This is a genomic window from Paragemmobacter kunshanensis, from assembly GCF_011059185.1.
GTDB classification, from domain to species: Bacteria; Pseudomonadota; Alphaproteobacteria; order Rhodobacterales; family Rhodobacteraceae; genus Paragemmobacter; species Paragemmobacter kunshanensis.
The window spans coordinates 33,970-47,951 of record NZ_JAALFE010000009.1; the positions used below are offsets into that span (position 1 = coordinate 33,970).

The 13,982-nt window shown below is 69.3% G+C and carries 11 protein-coding genes; 2 read left to right on the forward strand and 9 right to left on the reverse strand.

Annotated elements, in window-relative coordinates; translation table 11 throughout:
* Positions 1–63: 63 nt before the first annotated feature.
* A complete protein-coding gene (gltX, locus tag G5V65_RS10565) occupies positions 64–1,506 on the reverse strand; it encodes a glutamate--tRNA ligase (protein ID WP_165049777.1) in 1,443 nt (480 codons plus the stop codon).
* An 86-nt stretch (positions 1,507–1,592) separates the two neighbouring features.
* Between gltX and G5V65_RS10570 the strand changes: the two genes are divergently transcribed.
* Positions 1,593–3,659: a ComEC/Rec2 family competence protein gene (locus tag G5V65_RS10570; RefSeq protein WP_343162839.1), complete on the forward strand. Its 2,067-nt coding sequence runs from the start codon at positions 1,593–1,595 to the stop codon at positions 3,657–3,659.
* Here G5V65_RS10570 and lexA read toward each other — a convergent pair.
* The 6 genes from lexA to G5V65_RS10600 form a co-directional block, all read right to left on the reverse strand.
* Complete coding sequence (gene lexA, locus G5V65_RS10575; RefSeq protein ID WP_165049779.1) at positions 3,653–4,339, reverse strand: transcriptional repressor LexA; 687 nt, start codon at positions 4,337–4,339, stop codon at positions 3,653–3,655. The genes G5V65_RS10570 and lexA overlap by 7 nt on opposite strands.
* 92 nt (positions 4,340–4,431) lie before the next feature.
* Positions 4,432–5,610: a molybdopterin-binding protein gene (locus G5V65_RS10580; RefSeq protein ID WP_165049781.1), complete on the reverse strand. Its 1,179-nt coding sequence runs from the start codon at positions 5,608–5,610 to the stop codon at positions 4,432–4,434.
* Complete coding sequence (moaC, locus tag G5V65_RS10585; protein ID WP_165049783.1) at positions 5,607–6,092, reverse strand: cyclic pyranopterin monophosphate synthase MoaC; 486 nt, start codon at positions 6,090–6,092, stop codon at positions 5,607–5,609. Before moaC ends, G5V65_RS10580 begins: the two co-directional genes overlap by 4 nt.
* Before the next feature lie 5 nt (positions 6,093–6,097).
* Positions 6,098–6,904, reverse strand: coding sequence for an indole-3-glycerol phosphate synthase TrpC (gene trpC, locus G5V65_RS10590; protein ID WP_165049785.1), 807 nt, complete (start codon positions 6,902–6,904; stop codon positions 6,098–6,100).
* Between the two features lie 58 nt (positions 6,905–6,962).
* Positions 6,963–7,979, reverse strand: coding sequence for an anthranilate phosphoribosyltransferase (gene trpD, locus G5V65_RS10595; RefSeq protein WP_165049787.1), 1,017 nt, complete (start codon positions 7,977–7,979; stop codon positions 6,963–6,965).
* Positions 7,976–8,569, reverse strand: a complete 594-nt coding sequence (locus G5V65_RS10600) for an anthranilate synthase component II (RefSeq protein ID WP_165049789.1) — start codon at positions 8,567–8,569, stop codon at positions 7,976–7,978. Before G5V65_RS10600 ends, trpD begins: the two co-directional genes overlap by 4 nt.
* Positions 8,570–8,738: 169 nt before the next feature.
* Between G5V65_RS10600 and G5V65_RS22795 the strand changes: the two genes are divergently transcribed.
* Complete coding sequence (locus G5V65_RS22795) at positions 8,739–10,406, forward strand: divergent polysaccharide deacetylase family protein (protein WP_165049791.1); 1,668 nt, start codon at positions 8,739–8,741, stop codon at positions 10,404–10,406.
* Between the two features lie 77 nt (positions 10,407–10,483).
* On the opposite strand, the gene trpE is transcribed toward G5V65_RS22795, so the two are convergent.
* Complete coding sequence (gene trpE, locus G5V65_RS10610; protein WP_165049793.1) at positions 10,484–11,992, reverse strand: anthranilate synthase component I; 1,509 nt, start codon at positions 11,990–11,992, stop codon at positions 10,484–10,486.
* Between the two features lie 11 nt (positions 11,993–12,003).
* Positions 12,004–13,878: a peptidylprolyl isomerase gene (locus G5V65_RS10615; protein ID WP_165049796.1), complete on the reverse strand. Its 1,875-nt coding sequence runs from the start codon at positions 13,876–13,878 to the stop codon at positions 12,004–12,006.
* Positions 13,879–13,982: the final 104 nt, after the last annotated feature.

Here is a 13,982-nt window from a genome sequence, read left to right on the forward strand (position 1 = left end):
CGGATCGCCGGATGCCCGGGATGCGGCGTGTCACTCGGTCGCGGTGTTCTGGTGATGCGATGGTCAGGCCGCCGCATCCTTCAGCCGCGCAATCGTTTCGTCCCGACCGATGACAAGCATCATGTCATAGACGCTGGGTGTCGCGCTCCGCCCGGCAAGGGCGGCGCGCAGGGGGGCGGCAAGCTTGCCGAAGCCTATGCCATGGGCCGTGGCGATTTCCGTCAGGATCGGTTCCAGCCCCTCTTTCGTCCAGCTAGCAGTTTGCAGGCGCGGCGTCAATAAATTCAGTATACCACGGGATACCGTGTCCAGCGCCTTTGCCGATGCCTCATCCGCGAGGATGGGGCGCGATGTCAGCGCAAAATGCGCCTTTTCAAGGAGTTCCGGGAAGGTCTTGGCACGTTCCTTGACGCAGTAGAGCGCACGCGACAGGAGGTCGCGCTGGCCCGGGGCAAGGGCGGGCTGCCCGGCGGCGGTGAGATATGCCTCAACTTCATGCAGCAGTGCGGCATCGTCGGCGGCGGCGATGTGCTGGCCGCAGATGTTTTCCAGCTTCTTGAAATCCAGCCGGGCGGGGGAGCGCCCGATTCCCGGCAGATCGAACCAGTCCATCGCCTGGGCGCTGGTGAAGAATTCGTCATCGCCATGCGCCCAGCCCAGACGGGTGAGGTAGTTGCGCATGCCCGCCGCCGGATAGCCCTGCGCCTGATAATCGCCCACGGCGGTGGCGCCGTGGCGTTTGGACAGTTTCTTGCCGTCCGGGCCATGGATCAGCGGGATATGCGCCCAGACCGGGATATCCCAGCCCATCGCATCATAGACCATCTGCTGGCGCGCGGCGTTGTTCAGGTGATCGTCGCCCCTGATGACATGGGTCACGCCCATGTCGTGATCATCGACGACCACGGCAAGCATGTAGGTGGGGGTTCCATCGGAACGCAGAACGATCATGTCATCCAGCTGGTCATTGCCAAAGCGCACGGTGCCCTGAACGGCATCCTGAACCAGAGTTTCACCCGAACGGGGCGCACGCATCCGGATGGCATGGGGCGCCCCCGCCGGATGGGTAGAGGGATCGGCATCGCGCCAGGGGCTTTGGAAGACGGCGTAGCTGGCGCCCTTCGCCTCGGCCTCGGCGCGGAAGGCGGCGATTTCCTCGGGGGTGGAGAAGCATTTATAGGCCGTGCCGCGCGCCAGCATCTGATGCGCCACTTCGGCATGGCGATCCTTGCGGGCGAACTGGCTGACGGCGTCGCCATCCCAATCGAGGCCGAGCCAGCGCAGGCCCTGCAAGATCGCCTCGGTCGCGGCGGGGGTGGAGCGTTCGCGATCCGTATCCTCGATCCGCAGGAGGAACTTGCCCCCCCGACCGCGGGCATAGAGCCAGTTGAAAAGCGCCGTGCGCGCCCCGCCGATATGCAGATAGCCCGTCGGAGAGGGGGCGAAACGGGTGACGACGGGTTTGGCGGCCGGATTGGCGGCGGGGTCGGCGGCGGCGGGGCACATGGGTGCATTAACCTTTCGGAAACCAAGGGGAGACTAGGGTTCGCGTCTGTCTAGGCAAATGCAGGTCGGGAAACAAGGTGGCGGGGGTGGGCAGGCGGATGGAGGGGGCAGGGCCTGGCCTTGCGCTGGCCATGCTGCAGGGGCGTGCCTTTCTGGCCGTGCCGGTGGGCATGGGCTGTGGCATCGGGATCTGGTTTGGCCTGCCGGTCGAGCCGGGCGGGCGGGAATATCTGGGGGCGGCGCTGGCGATGGCGGGGCTGGCGGCGCTGCCCCTGCCGTTGCGCTGGATGGCCGGGCGGGCGGCATTGCTGGGGCTGGTCTGCATCCTTCTGGGCTTTCTGGCCTGCGGCCTGCGCGTTCACATCGTCGCCGCCCCGATTCTGGCAGGGGAGAGTTACGGTCCGGTAAAGGGCCGCATCGTGGAGATAGACCGGTCGCAGAGCGGGGCGCTGCGGTTGACGCTGGATCAGGTCTGGATGGCGCGGCGCGCGCCGGAGGAGACGCCCGCGCGGATCCGTCTGTCGCTGCATGGCGACCAGCGCTGGCTGGAGCCGGTGCCGGGGGCGGTGGTGATGGCGACGGCCTTTCTTTCGCCGCCGCGCGGGCCGGTGGAGCCGGGGGCCTTTGACTTTCGCCGCATGGCTTTTTTCGAGGGGCTGGGCGCGGTGGGCTATACGCGGAGCCCGGTGCTTGTCTGGCAGGAGCCCGCGCCGGATGCGGAACGCGTGGGGCGGATGCGCAGCCATCTTTCGGCGGCGATCCGCGCCCATGTGCCGGGCGACGCAGGGGCCTTTGCCGCAGGCGTCCTGACCGGCGACAGATCGGGCCTGTCGCCCGAGGCGGTGGCGGCGCTGCGGGATTCGAGCCTGGCGCATCTTCTGGCCATTTCGGGGATGAACATGGCCTTTCTGGTGGCCTTCGTCTTTGGCCTGCTGCGCTATGGCATCGCGCTGGTGCCGCCGCTGGCGCTGCGGGTGAACAGCAAGAAGGCCGCGGCGGTGGTGTCGCTGGGGGTGGCCTTCTTCTATCTGCTGCTGTCGGGGGCGAATGTGGCGACGGAGCGCGCCTTCATCATGGTGGCGGTGATGCTGGTGGCGGTGCTGCTGGACCGGCGGGCGATCACGCTGCGATCGGTGGCGATCGCGGCGACGATCCTGCTGGCCTGGCAACCCGAAGAGCTGCTGTCGCCGGGGTTTCAGATGAGTTTCGCGGCGACGGTGGCGCTGATTGTGGGGTTCGAGGCCATGTCGCGCCGGGTGGAGCCGGGGCGCTGGTCGCGCGGGGGGCAGTTCGTGGCGTCGCTGGTGTTGGCCTCGGTGCTGGGGGGGGTGGCCACGGCGCCCTTTGCGGCGGCGCATTTCAACCGCTTTACCGATTACGGGCTGCTGGCCAACCTGCTGACGGGGCCGGTGATGGGGCTGATCGTGATGCCGGCGGGGGCGATGGCGGCGGTGATGACGCCGCTGGGCCTGCAGGCGCTGCCGCTTTGGTTGATGGAGCAGGGATGCCTTTGGATTCTGGCGGTGGCGCATCGGGTGGCCGCGATGGAGGGGGCGGTGACGGCGATCCCCGCGCCGCCGGGGGCGGTGCTGCCGATCCTGTCGCTGGCGCTGTGCCTGCTGGTGCTGTGGCCGGGGCGGGGGCGCCTTGTGGCGGTGGCGGGGATTGGCGTGGCGCTGGGGATCTGGAGCCAGGGCGCGCGGCCCGCCGTGCTGATCGGCGAGGGGCGGCATGTGGGCGTGATGGGGCCGGAGGGGCGCGCGCTGTCGGCGCAGCGGGGGGGCGGGTTTCTGGTGACGGGCTGGCTGGAGAATGACGGCGATCTGGCGGGGCAGAAGGCGGCGGCGGCAAGGCCGGGCTTTCGCGCGGGGGCGGGGGGACGCGTCTTCGATCTGGGCGGCGGGGCGGAGGGGCTGCTGGTGGCGCGCGATGCCGCGCCGCCGGGGGATGCCTGCCTGCGCCACGCGCTGATCGTGCTGCCCGAGGCGCTGCCGCTGGCGGGGGATTGCCTGCAGGTGGACGATGCGCTGCTGGCCGAGAGCGGGACGCTGGCGATCAGCGCGGGGGCGGATGGGCTGCGCATCGTCGCGGCCAATGCGGACCGGCGCCCCTGGTCACCGGGGGCCGGGCCGTATTCGGGTGGGGATCAGTAGCTGCGGATCAGGCCCACGAGGCGGCCCTGCACGCGGACGGCGTGATCGGGCAGGACGCGGGTTTCATAGGCGGGGTTCGCCGCTTCGAGCGCAATCATGTTGCCGCGACGGCGGAAGCGTTTCAGCGTCGCCTCGGACTCCTCCACCAGGGCCACGACGATATCGCCATTCTCGGCGGTGGATTGTTCGCGGATCACCACGATGTCGCCGTCGTTGATCCCGGCCTCGATCATCGAGTCGCCCTTCACCTCGAGCGCGTAGTGATGGCCCCGGCCCGACAGCATGGAGCCGGGCACCGCGATGTGATGCGAGATTTCTGCAATCGCCTCGATCGGGACGCCGGCGGCGATGCGGCCCATGACGGGCAGTTCCAGCGCGTGAACCGGTTCCACCGGCAGGGCGGCGGGGGGGCGTTCGGGGCGGTTGCCTTCGATCACGCGCGGCTTGAAGCCGGGTTTTTCCATCGCTTCGGGCAGTTTGACGATTTCCAGCGCCCGCGCCCGATGGGCAAGGCGGCGGATGAAGCCGCGTTCTTCCAGCGCTGTGATCAGGCGGTGGATGCCCGATTTGGAGCGCAGATCGAGCGCGTCCTTCATTTCGTCAAAGGACGGGGGGACGCCATCGGCTTCCATCCGGGTCTTGATGAAATCCAAGAGTTCGATTTGCTTGCGGGTCAGCATGGGCCCCTCCACCGGCGTGATGTTGGTATAATGTTCTGCCAGTGTTCCCGTTTTGTGTCAACCCGTTCCCGCATTCCGTGCCGGGGGGCGGGTCAGATCGGCAGGAAATCGACTTCGGTTCCCGCGGCGATGGGGCCATCGCCTGCCGGGCGGATCAGCAGGCTGTCGGCCTCGGTCAGGATGGTGATGAGGGCGCTATCCTGCCTGTCGAAGGGGGTGATGCGGGGCAGGCCGGTGCCGGGGGAGAGGCGGGCGCGCATGTAATGGCTGCGCGGGCCGGTGGGGCCGAGATCGCAGGCGAGTTCCGCGCGGCGCGTGGCGGGGGGGTGTTCGCCAAGGCCCAGAAGCGCGCGGATCATGGGCAGAAGGAAGAGATGCCCGCAGACGATGGAGGAGACGGGATTGCCCGGCAGGCCCAGCATCGGCACGCCGCGCAGGCGGCCCGCCATGAGCGGTTTGCCGGGGCGCATGGCGATCTTGTAGAAGGCGCGTTCCATTCCCATGCTTTCGGCCACGCGGCCGACGAGATCATGGTCGCCCACCGAGGCGCCCCCGATGGTGACGATCAGATCGGCGCCTTCGGTCATGGAGAGGACGGTGAAAAGCTCGGCCTCGGTATCGCGGGCGATGGGCAGGAGGCGGGCCTCGGCCCCTTCGGCTTCGGCCATGGCGGCGAGGGCGAAGGCGTTGGAGGCGATGATCTGGTCGGGGCCGGGATCTTCGCCGGGCATCACCAGCTCATCCCCGGTGGCGATGATGGCCACGACGGGGCGGCGGGTGACGGTCACCTCGGGCAGGTTCATCGCCGCGACGAGGGCGAGGTCATGCGGCCGCAGGCGGCGCGGCGTGAGCATGGCCCCGGCGCGGAAATCCTGGCCCAGGGGGCGGATATGCGGGCCGGAATCGGCGCCCGCGCGGAGGGTGATGCGGTCGGCATGGCGATCGACATCCTCCTGGATCACGACGCGGGTCGCGCCGTCGGGGATGGGGGCGCCGGTGAAGATGCGGACGGCCTGACCGGGGCCGACCTGGCCGCGGAAGGCATGGCCTGCGCCCGCCTCGCCGATCAGGGTGAAGCTGTCGCCGGGGGCGGGATCGCCCTGCAGGGCATAGCCATCCATGGCCGAGGCGGCAAAGGGCGGCTGGTCGCGCCGCGCGATGGCGGGATGGGCGAGGACGCGGCCTGCGGCATGGCGCAGCGAAACGGTTTCCGTGCCGAGGGGCGAGACAAGCGCGAAGCAGCGCGCGAGGGCCTCGTCCACGGTGATCACGGGGCGGCCTCATAGCGGCCGGATTTGCCGCCTTCCTTCAGGACAAGGCGGATGCCGTCGATCCGCATGCCCTTTTCGGCGGCCTTGAGCATGTCGTAGATGGTGAGGCAGGCGATGGAAACGGCGGTGAGCGCCTCCATCTCGACCCCGGTCTGGCCGCCGGTCTTGACGGTGGCCTGCACATGGATGCCGGGCAGGGCGGGATCGGCTGTCAGGTCGAGCGCGACCTTGGTGATGGGCAGCGGGTGGCAGAGCGGGATCAGGTCGGCGGTTCGCTTGGCCCCCATGATGCCCGCAAGGCGCGCGATGCCCAGCACATCGCCCTTGCTGGCGCGGCCCTGCATCACGAGGGCGAGCGTTTCGGGCGACATCAGGACGCGGCCTTCGGCCTGGGCGAGGCGGGCCGTCACCGGCTTGGCCGAGACATCGACCATATGGGCATGGCCCTGATCATCGAAATGGCTGAGCGGCGTGTCGGACATGGCCGCTATCTCTGGCCCTGAAGGGGGCGGGCGAGGATGGCGCGGGTGGCGGCCTCGACATCCTTCTGGCGCATCAGGCTTTCGCCGATCAGGAAGCAGCGCGCGCCGAAGCGGGCGAGATCGGCCAGATCGTCGGGGGTATAAAGGCCGCTTTCGGCGACGATCAGGCGGTCTTCCGGCACGCGGCGGGCAAGGTTGCGCGTGGTGTCCAGCGTGACTTCGAAGGTGTGCAGGTTGCGGTTGTTGATCCCGATGAGCGGGGATTTCAGCCGCGCGGCGCGGTCGAGTTCGGCCTGATCATGCACCTCGATCAGCACATCCATGCCCCAGTCCATCGCGCAATCCTCAAGCTCGGCCGCCTGGCTGTCGGAGAGGGAGGCCATGATGAGGAGGATGCAATCGGCATGGAGCCCGCGGGATTCGACGACCTGATAGGGATCGTAGAGGAAATCCTTGCGCAGGCAGGGCAGGGCGGTGGCCTGATGCGCCTGGGTGAGGAAGGCATCGTCGCCCTGGAAGCTGGGCCCGTCGGTCAGCACCGAAAGGCAGGTGGCGCCGCCCGCCTCATAGGCGCGGGCGAGGGCGGGGGGATCGAAATCGGGGCGGATCAGGCCCTTGGAGGGGCTGGCCTTCTTGATTTCCGCGATCAGGCCATAGCCGCCATGGGCGGCCTCGGTCAGGGCGCGGGTGAAGCCGCGCGGTGCGGGCGCGGCATTGGCGGCCTCTTCCAGATCCTGCAGGGACCGCCGCGCCTTGCGTTCGGCGACGTCCTGCAGCTTGTAGGCCTTGATGCGGTCGAGAATGGTGCTCATGGTTCTCTGACTATCCCCTGTCGGGCGCGAAGGAAAGGGGACCCTTCCCCCGGTTCCCCTAGGCGGCCGAGGTGAGGCGGGCCAGCGCCGCGACCTTGGCCCGGGCGGCGCCGCTGTCGATGGAGGCGCGGGCGAGGGTGACGCCTTCGGCGAGGGTGGTGGCGCGTTCGGCCACCACAAGGGCGGCGGCGGCATTGAGGAGGACGGCATCGCGATAGGCCCCGGGCGCGCCGTCAAGCAGCGCGCGGAAGGCTGTGGCATTCTCGGCCGGGCTGCCGCCAAGGATGGCCTCGAACGGGTGATAGGGCAGGCCCGCATCTTCGGGGCCGATGTCGAATTCGCGGATCCGGCCGCCTTCGAGGGCGGCCACCTGCGAGCGGGCGGAGATCGCCAGTTCATCCGTGCCGTCGCCGCCATGGACGAGCCAGGCCTTTTCCGACCCCAGCGCCAGCAGCGTTTCGGCCATGGGCCGGATCAGCGCCGGGCTGAAGGCGCCGGTCAGTTGCCGCTTCGCGCCTGCGGGGTTGGTCAGCGGGCCGAGGATGTTGAAGATGGTGCGGGTGCCAAGTTCGGCGCGCACCGGACCGACATGGCGCATGGCGGGATGGTGCATGGGGGCCATCATGAAGCCGATCCCGGCCTCGGCCAGGCAATGCTCCACCACGTCGGGGCCGACCATGACGTTCAGGCCCAGTTCCGTCAGCGCATCGGCCGAGCCGGATTTGGAGGAAAGGTTGCGGTTGCCGTGCTTGGCCACCGGCACGCCCGCGCCCGCCACGACAAAGGCCGCGGCGGTGGAGATGTTGAGCGTGCCCTTCCCGTCGCCGCCGGTGCCCACGATATCCATCGCGCCGGGCGGGGCCTTCACCTTGTGGCATTTGGCGCGCATCACGGTGGCGGCGGCGGCGAATTCATCCACCGTCTCGCCCCGCGTGCGCAGCGCCATCAGGAAGCCGCCCATCTGGGCCGGGGTGCCTTCGCCGTTGAAGAGCGCCTCGAAGGCGCGTTCGGCCTCGTCCCTTGTCAGCGGGCGTTCGGCGGCGGTGCCGATCAGCGGGCGGAGCGCGTCGCTCATGCCGGCACCCGGGCGGCGGCCTTCGCCTCGTCCAGGAAATTGCGCAAGAGCTGGTGGCCATGTTCCGAGGCGATGCTTTCGGGGTGGAACTGCACGCCTTCGATGAGCCGCTCCCTGTGGCGCAGGCCCATGATCGTGCCATCCTCGAGCCAGGCCGTGACCTCAAGGCAATCGGGCAGGGTGGCGCGGTCGACGATCAGGGAATGGTAGCGCGTGGCAAGGAAGGGCGAGGGCAGGCCGCGGAAGACGCCCTTGCCCGCGTGATGCATGCTGCCCATCTTGCCATGGACGATTTCATGGCAGCGGACGACATTGCCGCCGAAGGCCTGGCCGATGGTCTGATGGCCAAGGCAGACGCCGAGAAGCGGGATGCGCGCCTCGGCCGCGGCGGTGGTGAGCGGCAGGCAGATCCCCGCCTGCGCCGGATCGCAGGGGCCGGGAGACAGGACGATGCATTCGGGGCGCAGGGCCAGCACGGCCTGGACATCCAGCGCATCGTTGCGCTTCACCACGACATCCGCGCCCAACTCGCCCAGATAATGGACGAGGTTGTAGGTAAAGCTGTCATAGTTGTCGATCAGAAGCAGCATCTTGCAGGGCCTTGCCGGATAGGGGATGAACCCCGGAGAGGGACGGGCTATACATGGGCCGAGCGGCAAAGGGGCGTCAAGTCAAAGTGACGTCCGGATGGGTTTCGGGGTGCGCCCGTTTCGGGCAAGGGGACAGGCAAGGGGAGTGATCGGGGTGAACCGGGGCTTTGTGACAGGGGTGATTTGGGGCGGTGTCGTGGCGGCGACGGGGCTGGCCGTGGTGTCGCAGGTGGCACCCTTGCCGCAGCCGGGCCCGATGGCAGAGACCGGCGGGGTGGCGGCACCCTCGGAGGAGGGCGGGGCAGAGCCGGTGGTCGCCCCCGAAGGGATTGACGCGGCGAATGGTGCGGGGGCCGTGGCCGAGGCCACGGGTGACGCGGATCAGCCGGGCGAGCCTGTGCCGGAAGCCGGGGCCGAAACGGGGGCAGAGGCGGGGGCTGCGGATGCAGCGGCAGGGGCTTCAGCTGAGGCCACTGCAGCCCCGGACGCGCCGGAGGCAGGGGCAGAGACCGAAGGAGGCGCAGAGCCCGCGGCGGGCGAGGCCACGCCTTCCCCCGAGGTGGCGGTGGATGTGCTGCAGCCCGAGATCCTGCAGAAGGGTCCGCCCGCAGGGGCGGCAGCACCCGTCGAGACCGCGCCCGTCGAGACCGCGCCGGATACGGCCCAGCCCGCGCTTTCCCAGCCCGAAGTGCCGATGGCCACCGCGCCCGATGCGCCGGTCGCGCCCGCCCAGCCCGAGGTGGGAACGGCCCTGCCGGCCCCTGTGGATGCGGCGGCGCCGGGCCTTGCCCAGGCGGTGGCCCCGGTCGAGCCGATGCCGGATCCCGCCCCCGAGGCCGCGATGGACCCGCCCGCCCAGCCGGGCGAAGCCCTGATGCAGCCCGCCCCGCAGGGCCTGGCCGAGGCGGCCCCCGCCCTTGTCGCCCCGCAAGAGCCGCAGCCCGCGCCGCAGGCCCTGCCGCAGATCATCGCGCCGGAAGAGGCGCCCGATGGCACCGCGCCCGGCATGGCCGACGCGGCGGATGGGACAGAGATCGCCATGCCCGGCCTGCGGACCGATCGCCTGCCGCGCATCGGGGATGAGACGACCCCGCCGCCTGCAGAGGAGGGTGCCCCCGACGACGCCGCCGGGGAAGAGATGGCGGTTCTGGGGACAACGCCGCTTGAACTGTTCCGGCGGGCCTTCGAGAACCCGGATGGCAAGCCGATCTTTGGCCTGATCCTTGTGGATGCGGGCCTGCCGGAAGAGGAGCGGGCGCGGCTGGCCGCATTGCCCTTCCCGGTGACCTTTGCGCTGGATCCCCTGGCCGCGGATGCGGCGGCGGCGGCGCGCATCTATCGCGATGCCGGGCAGGAAGTGGCCATGCTGGCCACCGGCATCCCGCAGGGTGCGACGGCGGCGGATCTGGAACAGACCTTCCAGGCGCTGGACATCGCCCTGCCCGAGGCGGTGGCGGTGCTGGACCGGATGGAGGGCGGGTTCCAGGACGATCTGGCGCTGGCCCGGCAGGCCGTGCCCATCGTGGCCGAGCAGGGGCGGGGCCTCGTGACCTATGATCGCGGCCTGAATTCCGCCGATCAGGTGGCCCGCCGCGAAGGCGCGCCACGGGCGACGATCTTCCGCATCCTGGACGGCGAAGGGGAATCCATCCCCAAGATGCGCAACTATCTGGACCGGGCGGCCTTCAAGGCCGCGCAGGAGGGGCGGGTGCTGGTGATCGGGCAGGCCCGGGCCGAGACGGTGGCGGCGATTCTGGAATGGACGGTGGAGGGCCGCGCCTCGAGCGTGGCGCTGGCCCCGTTGAGCGCGGTGCTGGAAACGCCTCCTGCACCCTGAAGGAGGGGGCGCCTGTCGGAACGCCTGTGGTCTGGTGACGGGGGGGTGCGGGGGGGCCGTTGCCCCCCCGTCCGCTTTCAGGAATTGGAGCGGCGTGTGAAAAGGCCCGCATCTTCCGCCGCGCGGCGCAGGGCGCGGGACTTGTTGACGGTTTCCTGGTATTCCGCCTCGGGGTCGCTGTCATAGACGACGCCGCCACCGGCCTGGATATACAGCGTTTCGTCCTTCAGGACGGCGGTGCGCAGCGCGATGCAGAAATCCATCTCGCCGTTGCAGGCGAAATAGCCCACGCCGCCGCCATAGACGCCGCGCTTTTCGGGTTCCAGCTCGTCGATGATCTCCATCGCGCGGACCTTGGGCGCGCCCGAGACGGTGCCCGCGGGCAGGCCTGCCAGAAGGGCAGAGAGCGCATCCTCGCCCTCCGCGATCTGCCCCACCACATTCGAGACGATGTGCATGACATGGGAATAGCGTTCGATGATGAACTGCTCGGTCGGCCTTACCGTGCCGACCTTCGCCACGCGGCCTACGTCATTGCGCCCCAGATCGAGCAGCATCAGATGTTCGGCCAGTTCCTTGCGGTCGGCCAGCAGGTCGGCCTCCAGCGCCTTGTCCTCTTCCGGGGTGGCCCCGCGCTTGCGGGTGCCCGCGATGGGGCGGACCGTCACCTCGCCATCGCGCAGGCGGACGAGGATTTCCGGGCTCGCCCCCACGACCTGGAAGCCGCCGAAATTGAAGAAGAACATGAAGGGCGAGGGGTTGGTGCGCCGCAGCGAGCGGTACAGCGCGAAGGGCGGGGCCTCGAAGCGCTGCGCCCAGCGTTGCGAGGGGACGACCTGGAAGATGTCGCCCGCGCGGATGTAATCCTTGGCGCGTTCCACGGCGGCCTTGTAGCCGTCATGGGTGAAGTTCGATGTCGCCTCGCCCACCGGCGCGGCTTCGCCGAAATCACGCTGGGCGGGGGGGGCGCGATCAAGATCGCGCAGCGCGTCCATCACCCGTTCGGCGGCCTGGGCATAGGCGGCGCGGGCGGTCTGGCCGGGCGCGTTCCAGGCCGGGGCGACGATGGTGACATCGCCCTTGACCCCGTCCAGCACCGCCACGACCGAGGGGCGCATCAGCACTGCATCCGGCAGGCCCAGCGGATCGGGGTTCACGTCGGGCAGATGTTCCACCAGACGGATCATGTCATAGCCGAGATAGCCGAAGAGGCCCGCGGCGATGGCGGGCAGCCCTTCGGGCAGGTCGATCCGGCTTTCGGCGATCAGCGCGCGCAGGGTATCGAGGGGGGGACCCTCCAGTTCGGCGAAGGCCGCCGGATCGAACCGCGCCTCGCGGTTGATGCGGCTTTTCTCGCCATGGCATTGCCAGATCAGATCGGGCTTCATGCCGACCACGGAATAGCGGCCCCGCACCTCGCCCCCGGTCACGCTTTCCAGCATGAAGGTGTCGGCGCGCGCTTCGGCCAGTTTCAGCATCAGCGAGACGGGTGTATCCAGATCCGCCGCGATGCGGGCATGGACGATCTGGTTGCGCCCGGCGGCCCAGCCGCGTTCGAATTCCGCGAAGGAGGGTTCCAGTTTCATCGGCCCGGCCTTCAGTTCATCTGGGCATGAACCGCGTTGACGGCGGTCTGGTCGATCTGGATGCCGGCCTCGTTCGAGAGGGCATTGGTGAAGAGCGTGAAGGCATCCTGGGCCAGCGCCTGCCGGGCGCGCAGGGTGATGGTGTCGCGCAGGGCCTCGGCCTCCGCTCCTTCGGTTTCGGCGGGCAGAATGGCATCAAGCTGCACGAGGCCGGTGAAGCCCGGGCCTTCGATCACCCGCAATTCGCCCTCGGCCATGGCAAAGACTGCGGGAAGCAGCGTTTCGGGCGCGCCTTCCACGAAACCGTCGCGCCCGATGCCGCGGGACACGCTGACGATGCCGAAGGCGCCAAGGGACTTGCCGCCCTCCACCTCGGCGCGGATGGCGGCGGCGCGGTCGGCCAGGGCGCGGGCGGTGGCCTCGGCCGTCCAGCCCGCGATGACATCTTCGCGCGCCTCGTCCAGCGGGATCGGGGCGGCGGGGACGATCTCGTCCAGCCGGAGCGCGAAGAGGGCGCCATCCTGAAGCAGGTCCGCCTCGGGGAAATCGCCTTCCTGCACGGCTTCGACGGCGGCGCGGAAATCGGGATAGGCGGTGATGCCTTCGGGCGTGTCGTCGGGGCGGAAGTCGAGGGTGGCGATCTCCATCCCCTGTTCCTGGGCCACGGCTTCGAGATCGGCACCCGAGGCAAGCAGATCGTTGATCTCTTCCAGGCGGGACGAGATGGCGCGGCGCGCGGCATCGGTGCGCAGTTCCGCGCCCAGGCTTTCGCTGGCCTCTTCGAAGGTGGTTTCCTGCGCGGCCAGAATGGCGTTCATCCGGAAGAGCGCGGGGCCCAGATCGGATTGCACCGGCCCCGCGACGCCGGGTTCGGCCAGCGCGAAGACGGCCTCGCCCGCGGCGCCTAGATCCGCGCGGGAGACATCGCCAAGGTCGATGTCATCCAGCGTCAGGCCGCGTTCGGCGACAAGATCATCGAAGCTGGCCTCGCCCGCATCGAGGCGCGCCCGGGCGGCGGTTGCCTCTTCCTCGGTCGGGTAGACGAGGCGTTCGACAAGGCGCTTTTCGGGGATCATGAATTCGTCGATGCGCTGGTCATAGAGGCTGCGCAGCGCGGCTTCGTCCACCTCCATTTCGGGGGCGAGCGTTTCGGGCAGCAGGGCCACATAGGTGATGCGCTTGGCCTCGGCCCGGGTGAAGCGGTCGATATTGGCCTGATGGAAGGCCTGCAATTCCGCCTCGGTCGGGGCGGGAATGGGGCTGGGCAGATCGGCCGCGGTCAGCGCCAGAAGCGAGAAGCTGCGCTGTTCGCCGGCCCAGGCGGCCAGGCGATCCACGGCCACGGCGGGGGCGGTGAAGCCGCCGACGACGGCCCCTTGCAGGATGGAGCGGGCGACATCCTCGCGGATGCCCTGTTCGAATTCGGCCTCGGTCAGGTTGTTGCGCTGCAGGGCGAAGCGATAGGTTTCGCGATCAAAGCTGCCCGCCGTGCCCTGGAAGGCGCGCATGGCGGTGATTTCCTGCGCCACCGTCGCATCGCCCGCGGAGATGCCGATGCGCGCGGCTTCATTGTCGAGTGCGGCGCGGGTGATGACCTGTTGCAGCACCTGCCGGTCAAGCCCGAAGGCCTGGGCCTGGGCGAAGGTGAGGGGCTGGCCGAACTGGGCCGAAAGCGCATCCATTTCCTGCCGCAGGGCGCGGGCATAGTCGTTCACCGTGATCTCGCGGTCGCCCACCTTGCCAAGCGAGGTGACGCCGCCGCCGAAATTGGTGACGCCAAAGCCGCCGAGGCCGATCATCACCAGCACGAGGATGACCCAGACAACGATGTTGCCGGCCTTCTTCTTCTTGCGGGGCGTCTCGTCGGTTTCGGAGGGCTTGGCCATGGGTCGCGCCTTTACGGGCTGGGGATCGGTCGGTTTCTAACGGTCGGGGACTGTCTAGTGGGTCGCGGCGCGGGGGGCAAGCGGGGGCATCCGCCGGTGGTGAC